Source organism: Streptomyces sp. NPDC111516, assembly GCF_055635345.1.
Genome location: NZ_JBVKBV010000005.1, coordinates 370370 through 388340, shown reverse-complemented (window position 1 = coordinate 388340; position 17971 = coordinate 370370). Strand labels below are relative to the sequence as shown.

Here is a 17971-nt window from a genome sequence, read left to right as displayed (position 1 = left end):
GGGTATAGCGGGGCTGTTGAAGTGGGCGTGTGGGCGGCTGAGTTGGAGTCGTGGCTGGGGCGTGTTGGGGGTCTGTTCGGCCGGGTGGATCTGCGGTGGCGGATGCGGGACTACGTCCGTGGTGCTGGGTCCGGTGACGCGGAAGAACGGCTGGCAGCTCGCCGAATACGCTGGCCATCGCACTCCTGAGGGGTTCCAGCACCTTCTGAACGGGGCCTGCTGGCGTCGGTGAGAAGGTCGCCCCCGCTTTCTGCCACCGATGTCTTGCCAACGCCGACAGTGCCGTTGATCAGGAGTGCACTGGGCTCGGGAGAGCGTTCTGCATGCATGCGTGAGACTCCACGATCCACCGGGCACGAGCTCCTCCATGTGGTCTCGGCGAGCGCGGACAGGGTCACACCACGCTGCGATCCGGCGGCGCCGAGCGTCGGCCTGGGCGAGCGTGACGGCGATGGGGGACTGCTCGTCCACGATCCCCTTCCAATCCGGCCGTCCCAGAAATGGCAACAGAAGTTGCGCGTGGTGCCGCGCTGGAGCACCTTGGGGCCGGAGGTGATCGCAGTGATCAAGACGACGGTGAATACACGCGACGGCGGCGCGGTGCCGACTCGTGACGAGGTCCATGACGTGGCGGTGATCGGTGCCGGAGCAGCCGGTCTGAGTGCCGCGCTCCTGCTGGGGCGAGCCCGTCGCAGGGTGGTGGTGATCGATGCCGGCGAGCCCCGTAACGCGCCCGCCGCGCACATGCACGGTTTCCTGTCCCGTGATGGCTTGCCGCCGGCGACCCTGCTCGACCTGGGGCGGGCCGAGACCGCCCGCTACGGAGTCGATGTCATCCGGGGCCGGGTGGAGCATGTCGAGCCCGGCTACGACGTGCGACTGGAGGGCGGCCCCGTGATCAGGGCCCGCCGTCTTCTGGTCGCCACCGGGCTGCGCGACGAACTGCCCGACATCCCCGGCGTCCGGGAGCGTTGGGGCAGGGACCTGCTGCACTGTCCGTACTGCCACGCCTACGAGGTCCGTGACCAGCCCCTCGCCGTCCTCGGCACACACCCGGGGGCCGTGCACCAGGCCCTGCTTCTGCGTCAGTGGAGCGAGGACATCGTCCTCCTCACGCATACCCTCGAACTCTCCCCGCAGGAGCGGGAACAGCTGGACGCGTTCGGCGTGAGCCTCGTGGAGGGCAGGGCCGTGCGGCTCGTCGTCGACGACGACCGCCTGCGCGGCATCGAGCTCACCGACGGCCGGGTGATCCCCCGGACCGCGGCTTTCCTCTTCCCCCGGCCCGCCCCGCGCGACGACCTCCTGACGCTGCTCGGCTGCGCCAAGGACGACCAGGGCTGGGTCGTGACGGACCGCACCGGCCGTACCAGCGTGCCCGGGGTATGGGCTGCCGGAAACGTCGTCGACCCACGTGCCCAGGTCATTGCCGCCGCCGGCATGGGCTCCACCGCCGCGTTCGCCATCAACAGCGACCTGCTCCACGAGGACGTGGAGCACGCCGCCGCACGACACCGCGCCACGGCTGCCCGAGCATGACCACCCGGCAGGCCACGGGCGATGTCGTCGTGGCAGCGCGTATTGCCCCGCGAGGGACCCGGGCGACCGGGCGGCCGAGCAGGCCCGGTCCCGGGGCCGTCCGGTGACCTCTGCGGTCAGATCGTCCCTGGTGTCGGGTACTCGTTCACGAACACATCGACAAGGAGAGTCTCATCATGACGGCAAAGCGCAGCGGTCCCGTGGACAGTGTCACCGAGCAGACGTTTCCCGTCCGCGTTCTGCAAGCGAAGCGACCCGTCCTGATCCAGTTCTGGGCCCCCTGGTGCGGGCCGTGCATCAGGGTCACTCCCCTCGTCGAGGAGGTGGCCACCGAGCGTGCGGGCGTCCTGGACGTCGTCAAGATCAACGTTGATGAGGAGCCCGGACTGGCGGACCGGCACGGAGTCTCCTCGATCCCCGCTTTCGTGGTCTACGCCGACGGCTCCCCCGTGAAGGCATGGACGGGCGCCGCCCCCAAACCCCTCCTGGAACGAAACCTCGGCCCCTTCCTTCGCTGAGTTCCGGCGGGCATCACGCATTCCGCCGCGACGGAATGCGTGATGCCCGCCGTCCGCACCTCTGGCCAAGCCCCTGTACGGCGGGCCATGACGCAGGCGGAGCGTCGGCAACCGCCGACAACGCCAGATGGGCGTGCCAGACTCCGCTCACCTGCGCTGACACCCGACCTCCGGTTTCGTGCGCCTCGATCCGCCGGACAGACCCCAGCCACCTCATCCGGATCGGAGTACCTCATGCACCACCACGTTCACCGCCACACCCGTGAGCACGCCCACGACATCGACTGGGACGCTCTCTGCTCCCATCTGGAACGCGAGGCCGAACTGCACACCCCCGCGCTCACCCAGGCCACGAACTGGCTGCGCGACTTGCTGGGCGGCGCGGGCGCGGGGTGTGTACTCGACGTCGGCAGTGGGCCGGGCGTAGTCGCCGGCCTGCTCGCCGACGCCTTCCCGGACGCCGAGGTGGTCGCCGTCGACCAGTCGCCTGCCCTGCTGGAACGCGCCCGTACACGCTCGTCCGGACGTATCGCCACCCAACAGGCCGACCTCCCGGACGAGTTCGGCAGGCTCGGCACGGCCGATCTGATCTGGTCCGCCAACGCCGTCCACCATATCGGCGACCAGCAGGCCGCATTGACCAGCCTCGCCGCCTCCCTGCGCCCCGGCGGGCTGCTCGCCGTGGCCGAACGCGGCCTGCCCGTACGCTTCCTCCCCCGTGACATCGGCATGGGCCGCCCCGGACTCCAGGCCCGCCTGGACGCGGGCAACGAGGACGGTTTCACCACCATGCGCACCGAACTCTCCGGCTCCGTGGACGAGGTCGAGGACTGGCCCGCCATGCTGGCCCGGGCCGGTCTCGTCCCCACCGGCACGCGCACGTTTCTCACCGACCTGCCGGCCCCGCTCGGCCTCCCGGCTCGGGAGTACCTGCGCACCCGTCTTGCCCGGCAGCGCGACCAGTTCGGCGAGTACCTGGACGACCAGGACCGGGCGGCCCTGGATGCTCTCCTGGATGCCGACGCCCCTACCGGCATCCTCTGGCGCCCTGACGCCTTCTACCTCACTGCCACCACTGTCCACACCGCCCGCTCCTGCACCGCCTAGAAGATCACTGAAATCCTTTCAGATACTGGCCTCGCCCGCTCCGGCGCGAGGCCAGACGGCTGTGTGTCCAGAAGGAACGGGACGTGCGGTTCCGGGCTTGGTGTCCGCGGACCTGTACCTGTTGAAAATCGGGTGGCGGGCGAGCACGCCACCGCAGGTGCTGACGGCGACAGCCGTCCTGCAGCGTCTGCACGTGTGGGAGTCCGACACGGTGCAGGGGCGCGCTGCGATCTGCGGCGGAAGGTCGCTCAGCCCGCAGCCCCCGAGCGCCACAGTCTCGATGCCGTTTCCAAGGCGTAGGGCACCGGGTGAGGACGGACGCCCAGGCCGCTGCCAACGCGCAGATGCTGAGTACCAGTACTCAGGTGCGCCTGGACGAGGTGACAGAGGAGGCATTCGTCCCTGCGCCTCGTCCGAAGCCAGGCCACGCCTTCAGAGGAGCTCACAAAATGGGCGCCCGGCTCGCGACGCCTGGCACGCACGCTCGCTGCGTTGCCGAAATGCCCTAGTAGCTCCGCTACGAGGACCTTCCGGCGCCTTGCGATCGCACGCACCAGACGCCGCGAGCTGATCGGACTCCCATTTTGTGAGCTCCCCTTATGCGCGGACGGTGAAGTCATGGAATTCGGCGATTCCTCGGGTCCCGGTCCAGCCGTTGGCCGCTGTCATGAAGACGCCGATGTCCTGGCTGGCGGCGGCAGAGCCCGGGGTGGCCGTGCCGACGGTGGTCCAGGTGGTGCCATCGGGGCTGTACTCCCCGGTGAAGGTATCGTCGGCGCGCGCCAGGCGCAGGTACAGCGGGGTGGCCGGTGAGCCGCTCACGGCGATCGAGTCGAAGGTTCCGTTCCCGTCGGAGTCCCAGGACAGTACGCATCCGTTGGACGGGGTCACTGCCAGGTTGACGTACCCGGCGGCCCCGTTCGAGGAGAGGTCGTTGCGGACGATCAGCCCGGCGCGCGCCCAACCCCCGGTGATGTCCTGCGACATGACCTTCACTGTGGCGGCCGAGGCGCCCCCGTAGGCACCGGCGCGGTAGATCGTGCCGAACTCGTTGGTGCCGCCCCACAGGTCGGCGCCGGCGGCCTCGATGGCCAGGGTTTCGCCGGACTGGCCGAAGACCGCGTCGTTGAAGGAGGCCGTACGGTAGGGGTCCTGCACCCCGTTGCCGGCCATCACCCGCACCGACGACGAGGCCGTTCCGGGGGACCCGCCGACAGCGTAGGACGCGCCGGCCGGCACCCGGGTGACCAGCGTGTCACCGGCTGCGGTGAGGGTGAGTTCGAAGCGCGCCGTGAACGTCTCGCCCGGTGCGACGGAGACGTTGGTCGTCATGCCGACCGGCTGGGCGGTCATCCCGTCCGGTGCCTCGACGGACAGGGCCACGCCCGTGGCCGGCGCGAATCCGTTGCGGTTGGTGAACGACACGGTGAGCCCGACCGGTTGACCCTTCGTCACCGATGCCTTGTCGGCCGACGCGGTCAGCGCGACCTGGTGCGTGTCGGCTGCCAGGGTGGTGACCACCTGGCGGGCGAGCTTGTGGATGTCGCCGGTGGTCTTCAGCGGGTAGCTGTCGTGCCGGTGGGTCCAACCGTCCTCGACCTCGAACCAGTCGATGTCCGCGGGCTGCCTGCCTGCCGCGAGGGCGGCGGACAGCTCGCTGAAGTACGTCCTCCAGCGGGTGAGATAGAGGCCGCCGACCAGTCCGGCCCATTCCCGGTTGGCGTAGTCGTGCAGTCCTTCCTCGCTGCTCGCCCGGCCGGCCCAGGTGGTGATGAGGGACCGTGCATCGTACTCCAGTTGATCCTTCTCGGCGGTGGTCGCGCCCCAGGAGCGTGCGTCGGCCAACCACGGTCCGAGCAGGTGCTGAGGGCTGGTGGCGAGCACCTTGTCGAGCAGCTTCATCCAGCTCAGCCAGGTCCTGGTGAGTTCGGTGAAGCGCGCCTGGTCACCGGCGTCGTACGCCGCCTTGATCCGCGGCAGCAGCAGCCGGCTGCGGTTGGACAGCACCTGGCGGGTCACATCGACCAGGTCGTAGCGGTAGGCCGAGCTGTCGCGCAGCTTCGGTGAGACCTGGAGCAGTTCGGTGAGCGCCGCGTCGAATGCCGTGGTGTCGTAGCGCTCGGCCGCGGGCCCCCAGGCGGCGGCCTTGTCCGCGCCCAGGCTCGGGCGGGCCCCGAACAGCCCGTCGGGCGCCTCGCTCCACGAGTCCGCACGGGTCATGTTGTACGCGGTGTCGCGGATCACCTTCCAGGCCGCGGCGGCGTGTGGGTCCTCGGCGCCGTAACGGGAGGTCGCGTACGAGGCGAACCAGTCGTCCAGGTCGATGGTGCCGGGCGTCCATGCCAGGTCGGTGAGGAGGGCCATCGCGGCGGGGTTGTTGTCGGCGCCCTCCGGCATCATGGCGATCCCGGCGAGCGCGCTGCCGTCCTTGTCCCGCCACTTCGGGTAAAGGTCCACCCAGTCGGGGACGTTGGCGCCGATCGGGGTGTGACCGCCGAAGTTCCAGATGCTGCCGAACGCGTACGGGGTGCCTTCCCAGTCGCTCTCCCGGTCGGTGACCGTGGTGTAGCGGTCCGACAGCCCGTCGACGACGAGCATCGCGCTCTTGTCGATCGCGTCGAGGATCTCCCGGCGCGGATTGTTCTGCCAGCCCAGGATTGCCCAGACCGCCCCGGGGTGGGCCTTGCGGAGAGCCGTCTCCACGGCCTCGGCCGCCTCGCCGACCGGGACGTCACCGGCGTTGCCGCCCTCGTGCAGCAGGTCCATCTTGTACATCGTGCTGTCGCCGTAGCGCTTGCGCTGGTGCGCGTAGAACGCGGCGGCGACCTTGGTGAAGGTGGCCGTCCGCGGGTCGAGCCAGTCCGGCCGTTTGAAGGCGCCCCAGGTGCCCTGGGAGACCAGCGACGCGCCGGGGTTCCTGGCCGCGAAGCCGTCCGGGACGGTGCCGAAGTAGCCGGGCAGCACCGGGGTCATGCCGAGCTCTCGCACCCGGTTGATGATCTTCCCGGCGAGCGTGGCACGCCGGTCGATGAGCTGCCGGGACACCGGGCCTCCGAACCCCGACATGTTCTGCAGCAGCCACCAGGGCTGGTGGGACGGCGCGGGGATCCACGCCCTCATCTCCGCGTCGGAGAAGCCGAAGTCCCGGAAGGTGTCGTAGTAGACGGCGTCGGCGCCGATGCAGACGAGCACCTCGTTGATGCCGTGCAACGCGAGGACGTCGATCTCGCGTTCCCAGGCCGCCCAGTCCCGGTACGCGCCGGTGTAGCCCTCGTTGGTGTCGTTGAAGGCGAACCGGTGCGGGACGTTCGCCGCCCCCCTGATCTCCTCGGCCGGGGCGGGTAGCAGCCGGGGCAGGTTCAACTGCTCGCCGTTCCAGGAGACATCGGCCTTCGCGGTCTGCGCGAGATAGGTGTGGAAGCCGGTGAGCAGTACGGCGGGGCTGGTGCCCTCGACCGTGATGTTCCCGGCCCGGCCGGTGACCCGGAAGCGGTCGCCGCCGTTGCCCGTGACCGCGCGCAGCGTGATCTGCCGGTGGTGGGCGGGCACGATCCGCTGAAGCGCTGCGGCGGCCGGTGAGGTGTCGCACGGTTTGGTGGTGGCCGCCCCCGCTTCCTGCGGCGGAGCCAGCAGCACCGCGCCGCCGAGCGCGGCCACGCCGGACAGCAGGCGTCTGCGGGTGATGCCTTCGTTGTCTTTCATGTACGTCCTTTCACAGGGATCAGGCGACCGTCATCGCGAAGATGTGCAGGGCTGGAACCCCTGACTGGAGCCCCTCGTTGACATTCGGCAGTACGACCGAACGCAGTTCCTTGCTTCCGGTCACGCAGAGCGATCTGGGCGGTGATGGTGAGGAGGGCCGTCAGCGTCACCGCCGAGCCTGCCGCGGGGGCGGCCGGCGACACGGTGAGCGAGGCGGGCGGGCTGAGGAAATCCTCCTCGAGCCGGTAGCGCCGATTGGTCCGGCTGGACTGACTGGTGGGGCTGACCCTGGTGTCACTCACGGCGCCTCCGCCGTGAAGTGGTCGAAGACCGCCTGGACGGTTGTCCCCGGGTAGTTGAGGGTGACCGCTGCGGCGACGCCGGCGTCTCCGGTGCCACTCGCAGACGACATGGTCGCGGTGCCGACTCCGTCCGCAGCAGGGCCGTCAGCAGGGCTCTCCACCGCTCCCTCATGACATCAGCGCCTTCACCACGGCCGCTCGCGCGGTTTCGATGTCGGTGACGTTCTTGGTGCGGCCGTCGAGGTCGCGGGTCGCGGTGGTGAGGGCTTCGGTGAGGGCGTCGCTATCGCTGCCGCGGTCCTTCTTCCGCAGCTGGGCGACGAGTTCGTAGTCCTCGATGCCCTCCTTGAGCTGCTCCCAGCGGATGCTGGACATCGGGCCGTCCTTGCCGGGGTAGATCAGGTATTCGTCGCCCTGCGTGAAGATGTGGACCGGCTGGTTGAAGGGGTCGCTGGTCCAGCTGTTGTAGGACCAGCGCAGGAACCCCTCCAGGTGCCGCTGTGCGGAGATCCACGGCAGCATCCGCGACTCGATGGCGGGGGAGTAGGACAGGGTGTTGGGGTGGGCCGGTGAGCCGTACACGTAGAAGGTGGTGATCTTTCCGGCCTTGTGCCGCTCCTCGGCCAGCGCGGGGGTCATCGCGTCGATGCCGCCCCAGTCGACGGAAAGGTTGGACGCGACACCCTCGGTCCTGATCGACCCGGCGACGGAGATGCGGTGGTCGAAGGCCGGGGCGACCTCGTGCACGAAGTCCTTGGCGACCGTCATGGTGCTGATCGGCCGTTCGTCGAACGACAGCCAGGTGTGGTCCAGCCAGCCCTTGGCCCTGACGTGTTTCTCGAAGGCGGGAAGGAACGATCCCCACGCCTCCCGCCAGCGGTCCGAGCCCAGGTCGACGTTCTCGTAGACGGTCTTGCCGGTGCGGCTGTCGGTGTAGGTGAGGTGCTCGCCGTCCTGGAACGCCAGCATCGAGAAGGCGCCGATCTCGGGCCCGAGTCCGGCGCGGCGGGCGGTCTCGACGTACTTGTCCCAGCGGGCGAAGTCGAAGGCGAAGTTCTTCCCGTTCCAGTCCCAGCCGACCATGCTGGAGTACGGCGTGGCCGTCTGTGACCGGCGAGTGCCCAGCGACCACTCGTGGTGCCAGGGGTTGTCGACGATGGTGGTGTTGATGACCTTCTGGCCGCGACTGGCAAGGTCACGGTCGTACGCCTCGATGAACTTCCAGTGCTTGTCGGACCAGAGTTTGACGCCGGAGGCCTGGGCGATCGTCTCCGGCTGCGCCCATACGTCCAGGAAGAAGCTGTAGTCCTTGGGGTCGGGCACGCCGGCGTCCGCGACTTCGATGGTCAGCGGGTAGCTGGTCTGAGTGCGGCCGTCGGCCTTGACCTGCACCGTGCCGGTGTAGATGCCGGGCGCGGCCTTCTTGGGGATGTGGAAGGTGAACCACAGGGGCTGCGCCGCATACGCCGGTACATCGACGGAGGACCGTTCTTCGAGCGCGTCGCCGACCACGTCGGGGTTGCGGTCGCCGGAGACCTCCGTGCCGGAGCTGACCTGGTCGATGGTGGCGGACCAGTCGACCTCGCTCTTGGAGCGCTGCACGGGCACGTACTTGACGAACCGGACCTGGGTGTCGTCGCCGGACAGCTTCGCTCCGCCGGGGCCCTTGAGGTCGCCGACCACGGCCTTGACGTCGTGGAGGTTCTGCCCGGAGGCGATGGCCACCTGCGCCGAGACCTGCTCGTTGCGTACCGCCGAGAGGGACAGTTCCTTGGTGTCCTTGCCCTTGATCGCGGTCATCGGGTAGCGCGGTACCCGCTCCTCCGCCGAGCTGGCGAAGGAACCGGTGGGTATCCAGGTGACGGTGTCCCTGGTGCCCATGGCGTCGGCCACCTTGACGGTCAACCAGGTGCTGGTGGCCTTGGAGTTGAGGTCGGTGCTGCCCGTACTGCCGGTGACGGCGATCGCGGTGGTGCTCGCGGCCACGACGACACCCGCGACGAAGGCAGCGCTGAGCAAGGACATACGTGCCATTGGTGGGTTCCCTCTCTCACGGACTTGGGTTCGTCTCCCGGCAGGCGGCTCGAAGCCAACCTGCCGGGAGGCCCTCAGGAGGTGACGTGGCGTCAGGAAGCGGCGGTGAAGCCGCTGAAGACGGCCTCGATGCTCTTGCCCGGGTAGGAGACATTGACCGCACTGGCGACCATCCCGGCGTCGCCGCTGCCGACGGCCGCCGGTCCGGAGAGCAGGTAGACCGTGCGGGAGGCGTCGGAGCCGAGCTTGGGGGCTGCCGGCACGGCCAGGCCGAGCATCCACTCGTGGGTGACGGTGTAACTCGCCTTGTCCCGAGGAAAGTCGAAGAACAGCGGCCGCGTGATCGGGGCACCGGTCTTGAGGGGCGCCTGGACCTGGTCCCAGATGTAGGAGGCCAGCCGCTCGTGCGCCTGGACCGCCTCCCCGTAGAGGTCGATCGCCTCCCGGTCGTAGACGACCTTCTTTCCCGTTGTCACGTCATACGTGTTCACCGGCGACGTCGAGGAGTACATCAGCGGCATCAGTGAGCCGAGCTTCTGGTAGTCGGTGGCCTGGTAGCCGTCGCGCGGTGCGCACTTCTCGTCGAAGAAGCGGGTGTCGAACTTCAGCCCGTCGATGCCGTAGGTCTTCATCAGAGTCTTCGGATTGCCCTCGTACCAGGCCTCGGCGTCCGGGTTCGCGAGGTCGAAGATTCCGGCGGTGCCGTTCCGCCAGGTGACCTCGCACGGCTTGGCGCTGTTCCCGGCGTCCATCAGCAGGGCTGTGTCGGCCTGGGCGGGTGACGTAGTGACTTCGGTGACGGGTGATAAGAGCGTCAGAGTCAGTGATGGGGCCAGTAGCACGCCGCGTCTGTGTGGTTGTAAGCGCACTCGTGTCCTCCTGCGCACAGGACCGACAGGGGCGATGCTCTTGAACATCGGTGCAATATTCTGCTTGATTGCGCTCATATTCCAGCGACAAACAACACCTGTCAACACTCTCATTCGTTCACTCTCGGCTCAGGATCACCGGACGGTTGAGCCGACGAAGGGTGTCCGGAGCAAGGCAGTGAGCCGCGCGGGCTGTGGCCAGCCGCTCCGCCGTGATCGGATCGGTCAGGGGGTGGCCCTATGTGTTTGGTCAAGGTCGGAGGCCAGTAGGTTCGGCGGTCGAGAGTGGAGGCCAGGCCGTAGGGGTGTGCATGAGCGATAGCCAGGTAACGATCAAGCTCACGAGCGACGAGGCCCTGGTCGATCTCGGCGGGCGCGACGTTGTCGACCGAGCTTTTGCACGGTAACGGCCTGACCCAGGATCGGCAGCGGCGTCCCAGCGCCTGGGACCCTCGCCTCCGGCGTTGTCGTCAGTCGCGATGTTCCCCGAGCTCTCGGCTTCGCTCGAGCAGGGGAGGCCCCACCCGCCATCGCTCCCTCCTCCGCCTTGGATTCGAAGGCCCCGGACACCGCTCCTTCTCCCACTGCCAATCGTGGGTCAGGCCGTAGGGCTCGCTGCTGACGCGAACACAGAACCTCTCGCTGAGTTCACCGCTGGCTCCCGACCTGAGACGACCGATCAGGGTCGGTGCGTACGTGCGCACGCACCCCTTGCAGGCCAAAAAGGATGAGAAGCTCGACCACGCCGCCATCGGCGCTGCCCAGCCAGTGCGGCAAGGACGTGTCGAACTCGGCTGCCTCACCGGGCGGCAACGTCAGGTCGCGCTCGCCGAGCACGAGCCGCAAGCGGCCGTTGAGCACGTACAGCCATTCGAAGCCGTCGTGGGTCTGCAGGGTCGGTTCGATTGATTCCGGCTGGGCGGGGTGATCATCTTGAACGCGTGCACCCCGCCCGGCCGCCGGGACAGGGGCACGAAGGTCATTCCGAACCGCCTGATCGGCTTGAGGTGGATCCGGGGGTCGCCGGTGCGCGGGGCGCCGACGAGGTCGTCCAGCGGAACGTCGTAGATACGGGCCAGCGGCAGCAGCAATTCCAGGGTCGCCCGGCGCTGCCCGCTCTCCAGCCGGGACAGGGTGCTCTCCGACACGCCGGTCGTCGCGGCGAGGTCGGCGAGGGTGATGCCGCGGTCACGACGCAGCGCACGAAGCCGCGGCCCCACCGCGTCAAGCACGTCGTCGTCCGTCTTGCGATCCATGAGGCCAACTTGCCATATCCGCAAGGTTCCGTGCCAGATCGTGGTGCGCCTAGCAAGACTGAGCGCCTACCGACACAAGGAGTCTTGATGAGCACCACCGATGCGGTCGCGTTCTGGGACGGCGTCTACGCGGCCCGACCGGCAGCCAACAGCCCACAGCCGAATGCTCGCCTCACCGAGACGGCGACGGACCTGCCGCCCGGTGACGCGTTGGACCTCGGATGCGGCGACGGCGGCGACGCGCTGTGGCTCGCCAGCCAGGGGTGGCACGTCACCGCCACCGACATCTCGGCCGTGGCGGTCGAGCGGCTCGCCGCCCTCGCCCGCTCACACGGCCTGGCCGACCGCGTCATCACCGTGCGGCACGACTTGCACAAGTCTTTCCCGTCCGGCGGATTCGACCTGATCTGCGCCCACTACCTCCACACCCCCTTTGACCTGGACCGGGCAACCGTCCTGCGCTCGGCCGCGCACGCACTGCGCCCGGGCGGGCGGCTGTTGGTCGTCGACCACGGCTCGGCCGCGCCCTGGTCGTGGAACCAGGATCCCGACATCCGGTACCCGAGCCCACGGGAGGTCGCCGCTGGTATCGATCTGGACCCGGCGACATGGACGGTCGAACGGGCCGACGCACCCCGCCGGATCGCGACTGGACCGGGCAGGCACACCGCCGAGGTCACCGACCACGTCCTACTCATCCGCCGCACCGCCTGACACGGCGGCCGGCGACGCCCCCCACGAAGGAAGGAAACCACTGCCGCGGGCCCAGTCCTGCGGCGAGTCCCCACACGACGCCCATCGCAATGCCGAGAAGGATCCGACTGGAAGCCAGGACCAGGAAATTGGGTGCGATCGCGGTCAGTGCATTCGCCAGTGACAGCAGAACCATGAAGGCGGCGAGCACCCCCTTGCGATCGCGGAGCCCGATGAGTGCCGGAACGAAGGGGGAGACGGCCGCGGCGATGATCCCGGTGATCGTCAGGGAGAGGCCGGTGACACCGGCGGAGACGGAAAGGGCCTCCGACATGGGCGTCAGCAGACCCACCGGCATCATTTCGGAGGACACCACGGTGAAAGTGCTGAGTGCCACGGCGATGACCGGTGACCAGCGAGGTGCGCCGCTGTCCGCTGTGGGGGGTGTGAGAGCTTCCGCATTTTTCATATGGCCAGCTCACCACCCCCTTGTATGGCCGAACAAGATCGATGATCTCATCCATCCATTACCCCGACTCATCGATCAGGGGACCGGGACTGTCCGGCGATTTCGCCTACGGCACTACGACAGTCAGTGATGTGCCGGTCAGTTGGAAACCGAGCTTCTCGTAAACGCGGCGGGCTGGATTCGCATCGCTCACGACGAGCGAGACATCGGCCAGCCCGTCGGCCGCAGCACCGCTGAGCACCCGACGCAGCAGATCGGTACCAAGGCCCGCGTAGCGGGCTTCGGGCCGGCGGAATACGTCCGCGATCCACGGCAGGCCGTCACGGTCGGTGAGGATGGCCCCAGCGACCACGCGGTCCGTCTCGTCCACCACCAAGGCGCTGCACGGAAGCACCGGCCCGAGAACGGAGCCCGCCAGCATCGGTGCCAGGCGCTCGTTGAGCGCTTCCTCGTCGCTGCCGCGGTGGTGGTCGGGATGGTCGGCAGGAAAGGCAGCTCGCCATGCCGGGAACACCGCATCGGCATCGAGGCCGCAAGGAACTGCCCGAAGTCCGTTGTCCAGGGCGTGCGACGACCAGTCGGTCGGTGGCGGACACGCGACCAAGTCTCTCCGCATCTCGTGGGCATGCCGCATCACCCGGGCACCACGGCCCAGCAACTGCTCACCGAGCTCCACGGATCCCGAAACAGCCCATCCGGACATGCCGGCGACGATGGATTCCACGGGGTCGGGGCCGACCACTTCGGCCAGATCCGCCCATGGGTGCCCCTCCCGAACTCCTTGCAGATAGGTCAGGACCGGCACGCCTTGCCCGTTGGTCAGGGTCTGGCGCTGCTCGTTCTCAGTCACTTTTCATCCTTGATAGATCACGTGTGCCTCAGCGCGGGCGTGATCGACACCGCCCGCCCCTGGCGGAGCCGTAATACTAGGTTTTCAAGGTGGAGTCGGTGCTGTGAGTGTCAGTCCGCGCATCTCAGCCGATTGCCGGTGCCGCCTGCCGTGGTGACACGGCCGAGCCCTCCTGGCGCCGCTCCGATGGCGGGCGCGTCGCCGCACGAGCAAGGCGCCCTTCGGCCCGGCGGTGGAACCGGGCCCGGCAGCTTCGTCCTGGAGACAACGGCCGTGCGGGGCCGTCGGCACACCGTGGCACCGGTATGCGCCGCCGCCGGCTCGGCGCACCGGCGGACGTCGGCAGTCGGGGCCCGCGCCCCGTGCCAGACGATGCCCGATGCGGCCGTCGACCCTACGGTGGTGGCATGGCGGTGATCAGCGGTTGGAGGCGGGGCGCGCGGGCCCGGATCGGTGCAATGGAGGCACTGGGCGTGGCTCTGCTGTTCGTGCTGTCGGTCGTGGCTGCCTCGGTCGTACGGCAAGAGCGCCACTTCATAGTGCGGTGGCCCGTCGTGCTGCTCGCGGCTGTCGGATGCTCTGCGTTGGTGTGGCGGCGCCGTCACCCTTGCGGCGTACTGGCCGTCGCGGTTGGCTGTGGGGTGGCCTTTCAGATTGTCGGGATTCGGGAGAGTCCGCTGGTCATCAGCCCGGTTCTGGTGTCGGTCTACACGGTGGCCGCGCTGACCGACCGGCGTGCCACCTGGTTGGCGGGATCGTTCTCGGCTGTTGTTCTGGTGGGTGCCGCCGTGTTGCGCGACCCGAGCTCATGGCTGGCGCCCGACAACGCGGCGATGCTGGCGTGGACGGCTCTGCCTGCTGCTGTCGGGGACGGGGTGCGCTCACGTCGCGCCTATGTGGCGGCGGTTGAGGAGCGGGCGGAGCATGCGGAGCGGACGCGTGAGCAGGAGGCGCAACAGCGGGTGGCGGCCGAGCGAGTGCGGATCGCGCGCGAGCTGCACGACATCGTCGCGCACCACATCGCCTTGATCAACGCTCAGGCGGGTGTGGCCGTGCATCTGGTGGAACGGCGGCCGGAACAGATCCTGGCGGCTCTGGAGGACATCCGGGACACCAGCCGGTCCGCGCTGGACGAGCTACGGGTGACCGTGGGGCTGCTTCGGCAGTCCGGTGATCCGGTGGCGCCGCGTGATCCGATGCCGGGCCTTGCGCGCGTACCGGCGCTTCTGGCGTCGTTCGAACGCGCCGGCCTGACCGTGAGCCATACCCGACGGGGCATCGCCGAACCGCTGACGCCGGCGGTCGACCTGGCTGCGTACCGCATCGTGCAGGAGGCCCTGACCAACGTGCACAAGCACGCCGGGGCCGACCACGCCCGGTTGTTCCTGCACTACTGTCCCGAGCGGCTGACGATCACCGTCGAGGACGACGGACGAGCCGGAGGGGACCAAGCCCACCCCGGAACGGGGCACGGGCTGATCGGGATGCGTGAGCGCGCTTCCACGGTCGGGGGCCAGCTGTACGCGGGGGTGCGCCCGGAGGGTGGCTTCACCGTGACGGCCGAACTGCCACTGCGTCCCGGCCCGGTATTGGGCACATCACCGAAGAGAGACGGGCATGACGATTCGCGTACTGCTTGCTGATGACCAGGCCCTGCTGCGCGGCACCTTCAGGATGCTGTTCGACTCCACGGAAGACATGGAGACGGTGGGCGAGGCGTCCAACGGGCAGGAGGCACTGGAGCTGGCGCGTGCACAGCACCCGGATGTGGTCCTGATGGACATCCGCATGCCGGAGATGGACGGCCTCGACGCCACCCGGCTCATCAGTGAATCCGAGGACCTCGCAGAGGTGAAGGTGCTCATCCTGACCACCTTCGAGGACGACGAGCATGTTGCGGAGGCGCTGCGCGCCGGTGCGAGCGGCTTCCTCGGCAAGGGGGCCCGGCCCGAGGAGCTACTGGACGCCGTCCGCACGATCGCCGATGGCGAGGCACTGCTGTCCCCGTCAGCGACCCGTGCGCTGATCAGCCGATTTCTTGCGCAGCCGGACCCGTGCCCGGCGGGCGTGCACGAGCGGCTGGAGTGCCTGACGCGGCGGGAACGCGACGTCGTGGGGCTGGTGGCACTGGGGCTGTCGAACGACGCGATCGCAGAACATTTGTTCGTCAGTCCGCTGACCGCCAAGACACACGTAAACCGGGCCATGACCAAGCTGTCGGCGCGTGACCGGGCCCAGCTCGTCGTCATCGCCTATCAGTGCGGCCTGGTCAGTCCGGCGCCGGAATCAGGGCCTTCACAGGCGTCCGTATGAGCGTCGGCCGGATAGGCGCGTGCGGGTCCCGGTCGTAGCCATCCGCGCCGGATACCGCAGCCGTGGTAGCAGGGAATCGCTGCGGGGGGACGATGTGCGAGGGGTCGGTCCTGGGCGAAGGTGAGAGGGCGAACGGAGGTTTCGCCATGATCGAAGCCCACTGCACGACCATCGAAGCCCACTGCACGACCAAGCGATACGACGCCGCACCGATCGGACCGCACACCGTGCGCCGCGTGCCGGTTGCTCTGCTCGCCGCCACGGCGGCCATGGGCAACGGCTCCACGGGCCATCGTTCGGGCCACACGCACCGCGTTTCCCCGGTGACTGCTTGCGCCGACGGCCGAGGCCGCGGTCGCCACGGTCGTCGTACCCGCATCGATGGCCGCGGTCCGCGTCGCCTCCCTCTTCTCCCTCTTCGGCGGTCGAGCGGTCCCGTCCTCCCGTTGTGGACGGTCCGGCCACTCCTCGCGGGTACGCGACCGTCCTCCTCGGCATCGGCGTCCGACTTCTCGTGCGACGCGACGCCTGAACCCTGAGGGGACACAAGCGGCAGTCGCCACACTCACGACCGAACCCGTGGCCGCGACGCCCGCGCGACCGGCACCCCCGGCACCTGGCGCCCCCCGAACTCTCGGCACAGGAAGGACCCCTCCCATGCACACCGCAACCAGGAATCGCCGTACGACCAGTGAACGACCGGCCGACGAACACGACATCCCGGCCCCCGCGGCCGACGAGGCGATCGCGGGGGGAGCTCACCCGGCGACCTGCTCCACGTGCCGGGCCGGGTACGACTGCAGCGCAGACCTGCCTGCGCACCTGGTCCTTCTCCGGGAGGCCCTCGCCGACAGCACCGGCCGACAGGAGGGCACGTGCGGGGACGGCCACGCCGAACGCGGTCGCGTGGCACCCTGCCGACGCGGTCCGGTCCGCACGGCCGGGGCCACCCAGCTCACCCTCTCCCAATGGGTCAGCAGGACCGCGAGGATCGGCAACCGAAGCTGACGAGGAAGGCAACGACGAGCGCGAGGGCGGCCGTGCACCGCCTCCGGAGCGGTCCCACCGCTCCGGAGGCGGTGCCAGGCCGCCCTCGCGGGCGGCCTGGCACTCCTCAACACCATCGGCATCACCGGCGGCTTCGTCGGTCCCTACATCATGGGCTTCGCCGAGGACGCCACCGGCAACCAGCGGGGCGGCGAGGGGGGAGTGTGCGGGATGCCTCCGTCGAGGCCCGTGAGCCATCCCGGGCACCCACTATCCCCAGGTGAGCGGGTCGAGATGGAGGTAGAACCGCAGGCGGCCGTGGTCGAGGGCGATGCCGTACCTCTCGGCGAACGCCGCTTCCGCGGCACGCGCCTGTTCCTCGTCCGTCCATGTCTCGCGCGCGTTGGCGAGCAGCAGCGCCAGGTCCGCGTAGCGGTCGGCCAGCCCGAGACGGCCCAGGTCGATGAAGCCCGACACATCGAGGGTCCGCGGGTCGAGGACGATGTTGGGCAGACACAGGTCTCCATGAGAGACCACCGTGTCGGCGGCCTCCTGGGCCCGTCGCCGCGCGACCTGCGGGACGAGGCGGGCCAGCAACTCCGCGGCCGGCGTGTGCTGCTGCTGGACGGGGAGGAACTCGGGGTTCACCGCGCCGCGGGCCACGACGTCGCGTGCCAGGGCGACCATCCCGTCCAGGTCCCGGCGGAACGGGCACTGCCGCACGGGCACCTCGTGCAGTTGGCGGACCGCGTCCGCGATGCGTTCCCAGGAATCTCGCAGGTCCGCGGCGGCGGGCACCCGGTCGGCGGGCACGCCGGAGACGGCACCGGACACCAGGCAGGCGCCCGCGTCGCGGGAGTGCCAGTCGAGCACCGGTGGCCCGGGGACGCCCTGGCCGATCAGCCAGGCGATCCGGTCGCGCTCGGCCTTCAGGTCGGCCGCGTCCGCGGCGGGTACGCACTTGGCGTACCGGGTGCCGTCCGCGCTGCGGAAGACGACGGCCCCCGACTCGCCCGCCGTGACGGGCAGCCAGTCGCCGTCACCACCACCCGCGCCCAGCAGCACCGGTGAAACGGTCCGGGATCCCGGGTGATCGCCCATGGCGGCCACTCTAGTGCCGTGACCGGAGGGGACACCGGCTCGCGATTCCCGGTGCGACACCTCGTCGCGTTGTCGCATTGTTCCGAGTGTGTCCGGCACCCGGGCCCCCTTCGCCCCGTTCGCCGCAATGGGCGGTGCGGCCCGGCGCATCCGCTTCCCCGCCGATGCGGCGCGCGGCGTCCAGGACCGCCTCCGGGCGGACCCGACGGCCCTCACCCGACCGGGCCAGCG

13 protein-coding genes and 2 pseudogenes are annotated in these 17971 nt (G+C 69.3%); 8 read left to right on the top strand and 7 right to left on the bottom strand.

Annotated features, from left to right (window positions below; all coding sequences use genetic code 11):
- Nucleotides 1-27 precede the first annotated feature (27 nt).
- From ACZ7L9_RS13860 to ACZ7L9_RS13845, 4 genes and pseudogenes are all read left to right on the top strand, one after another.
- Nucleotides 28-223, top strand: a pseudogene (locus ACZ7L9_RS13860) (IS701 family transposase); the annotation flags it as partial.
- A 104-nt stretch (nt 224-327) separates the two neighbouring features.
- Nucleotides 328-1539, top strand: a complete 1212-nt coding sequence (locus ACZ7L9_RS13855; RefSeq protein WP_471415168.1) for an NAD(P)/FAD-dependent oxidoreductase — start codon at nt 328-330, stop codon at nt 1537-1539.
- Between the two features lie 176 nt (nt 1540-1715).
- The gene (locus ACZ7L9_RS13850; RefSeq protein WP_471415166.1) at nt 1716-2057 is read left to right on the top strand and encodes a thioredoxin family protein; all 342 of its coding nucleotides are present in this window, start codon (nt 1716-1718) and stop codon (nt 2055-2057) included.
- Nucleotides 2058-2291: 234 nt separating this feature from the next.
- A complete protein-coding gene (locus tag ACZ7L9_RS13845) occupies nt 2292-3164 on the top strand; it encodes a class I SAM-dependent methyltransferase (protein WP_471415165.1) in 873 nt (290 codons plus the stop codon).
- 597 nt (nt 3165-3761) lie between these two features.
- Here the strand turns inward: ACZ7L9_RS13845 and ACZ7L9_RS13840 are convergent.
- The 4 genes and pseudogenes from ACZ7L9_RS13840 to ACZ7L9_RS13825 all read right to left on the bottom strand — a co-directional run bounded on the left by ACZ7L9_RS13840 (nt 3762) and on the right by ACZ7L9_RS13825 (nt 11327).
- A complete protein-coding gene (locus ACZ7L9_RS13840; protein ID WP_471415163.1) occupies nt 3762-6866 on the bottom strand; it encodes an alpha-N-acetylglucosaminidase TIM-barrel domain-containing protein in 3105 nt (1034 codons plus the stop codon).
- A gap of 470 nt (nt 6867-7336) precedes the next feature.
- Nucleotides 7337-9202 (bottom strand): DUF4091 domain-containing protein, encoded by a 1866-nt coding sequence (locus ACZ7L9_RS13835; protein WP_471415161.1) that lies wholly within the window; start codon nt 9200-9202, stop codon nt 7337-7339.
- Between the two features lie 92 nt (nt 9203-9294).
- Entirely contained in the window at nt 9295-9954 is a 660-nt protein-coding gene (locus ACZ7L9_RS13830) for an alpha-amylase family protein (protein ID WP_471415160.1), read from the bottom strand.
- A 765-nt stretch (nt 9955-10719) separates the two neighbouring features.
- Nucleotides 10720-11327 (bottom strand): annotated as a pseudogene (locus ACZ7L9_RS13825) (helix-turn-helix domain-containing protein).
- A gap of 87 nt (nt 11328-11414) precedes the next feature.
- On the opposite strand from ACZ7L9_RS13825, the gene ACZ7L9_RS13820 reads away from it, so the two are divergent.
- On the top strand, nt 11415-12041 hold the full coding sequence (locus ACZ7L9_RS13820; protein WP_471415158.1) for an SAM-dependent methyltransferase: 627 nt from the start codon (nt 11415-11417) through the stop codon (nt 12039-12041).
- Here ACZ7L9_RS13820 and ACZ7L9_RS13815 read toward each other — a convergent pair.
- Complete coding sequence (locus tag ACZ7L9_RS13815) at nt 12022-12417, bottom strand: hypothetical protein (protein WP_471415156.1); 396 nt, start codon at nt 12415-12417, stop codon at nt 12022-12024. The genes ACZ7L9_RS13820 and ACZ7L9_RS13815 overlap by 20 nt on opposite strands.
- Nucleotides 12418-12595: 178 nt before the next feature.
- Nucleotides 12596-13339, bottom strand: coding sequence for a GNAT family N-acetyltransferase (locus tag ACZ7L9_RS13810; RefSeq protein WP_471415155.1), 744 nt, complete (start codon nt 13337-13339; stop codon nt 12596-12598).
- 407 nt (nt 13340-13746) lie between these two features.
- Here ACZ7L9_RS13810 and ACZ7L9_RS13805 point away from each other — a divergent pair, with 407 nt between their 5' ends.
- The 3 genes from ACZ7L9_RS13805 (at nt 13747) to ACZ7L9_RS13795 (ending at nt 16660) form a co-directional block, all read left to right on the top strand.
- Nucleotides 13747-14982 carry a sensor histidine kinase gene (locus tag ACZ7L9_RS13805; protein ID WP_471415153.1) on the top strand — a complete coding sequence of 412 codons (1236 nt, stop codon included), beginning with the start codon at nt 13747-13749 and terminating at the stop codon, nt 14980-14982.
- Entirely contained in the window at nt 14957-15652 is a 696-nt protein-coding gene (locus ACZ7L9_RS13800; protein WP_471415152.1) for a response regulator transcription factor, read from the top strand. Before ACZ7L9_RS13805 ends, ACZ7L9_RS13800 begins: the two co-directional genes overlap by 26 nt.
- A gap of 657 nt (nt 15653-16309) precedes the next feature.
- Complete coding sequence (locus tag ACZ7L9_RS13795) at nt 16310-16660, top strand: zf-HC2 domain-containing protein (protein WP_471415150.1); 351 nt, start codon at nt 16310-16312, stop codon at nt 16658-16660.
- Nucleotides 16661-16909: 249 nt separating this feature from the next.
- On the opposite strand, the gene ACZ7L9_RS13790 is transcribed toward ACZ7L9_RS13795, so the two are convergent.
- The gene (locus ACZ7L9_RS13790; RefSeq protein ID WP_471415149.1) at nt 16910-17740 is read right to left on the bottom strand and encodes an APH(3'') family aminoglycoside O-phosphotransferase; all 831 of its coding nucleotides are present in this window, start codon (nt 17738-17740) and stop codon (nt 16910-16912) included.
- Nucleotides 17741-17971: the final 231 nt, after the last annotated feature.

Bases quoted from the DNA above. Each gene is read 5' to 3' on its own strand.
- ACZ7L9_RS13855 (WP_471415168.1), top strand. From the start codon at position 328: ATGCGTGAGACTCCACGATCCACCGGGCACGAGCTCCTCCATGTGGTC.
- ACZ7L9_RS13850 (WP_471415166.1), top strand. From the start codon at position 1,716: ATGACGGCAAAGCGCAGCGGTCCCGTGGACAGTGTCACCGAGCAGACG.
- ACZ7L9_RS13845 (WP_471415165.1), top strand. From the start codon at position 2,292: ATGCACCACCACGTTCACCGCCACACCCGTGAGCACGCCCACGACATC.
- ACZ7L9_RS13840 (WP_471415163.1), bottom strand. From the start codon at position 6,866: ATGAAAGACAACGAAGGCATCACCCGCAGACGCCTGCTGTCCGGCGTG.
- ACZ7L9_RS13835 (WP_471415161.1), bottom strand. From the start codon at position 9,202: ATGGCACGTATGTCCTTGCTCAGCGCTGCCTTCGTCGCGGGTGTCGTC.
- ACZ7L9_RS13830 (WP_471415160.1), bottom strand. From the start codon at position 9,954: ATGGACGCCGGGAACAGCGCCAAGCCGTGCGAGGTCACCTGGCGGAAC.
- ACZ7L9_RS13820 (WP_471415158.1), top strand. From the start codon at position 11,415: ATGAGCACCACCGATGCGGTCGCGTTCTGGGACGGCGTCTACGCGGCC.
- ACZ7L9_RS13805 (WP_471415153.1), top strand. From the start codon at position 13,747: ATGGCGGTGATCAGCGGTTGGAGGCGGGGCGCGCGGGCCCGGATCGGT.
- ACZ7L9_RS13800 (WP_471415152.1), top strand. From the start codon at position 14,957: ATGACGATTCGCGTACTGCTTGCTGATGACCAGGCCCTGCTGCGCGGC.
- ACZ7L9_RS13795 (WP_471415150.1), top strand. From the start codon at position 16,310: ATGCACACCGCAACCAGGAATCGCCGTACGACCAGTGAACGACCGGCC.
- ACZ7L9_RS13790 (WP_471415149.1), bottom strand. From the start codon at position 17,740: ATGGGCGATCACCCGGGATCCCGGACCGTTTCACCGGTGCTGCTGGGC.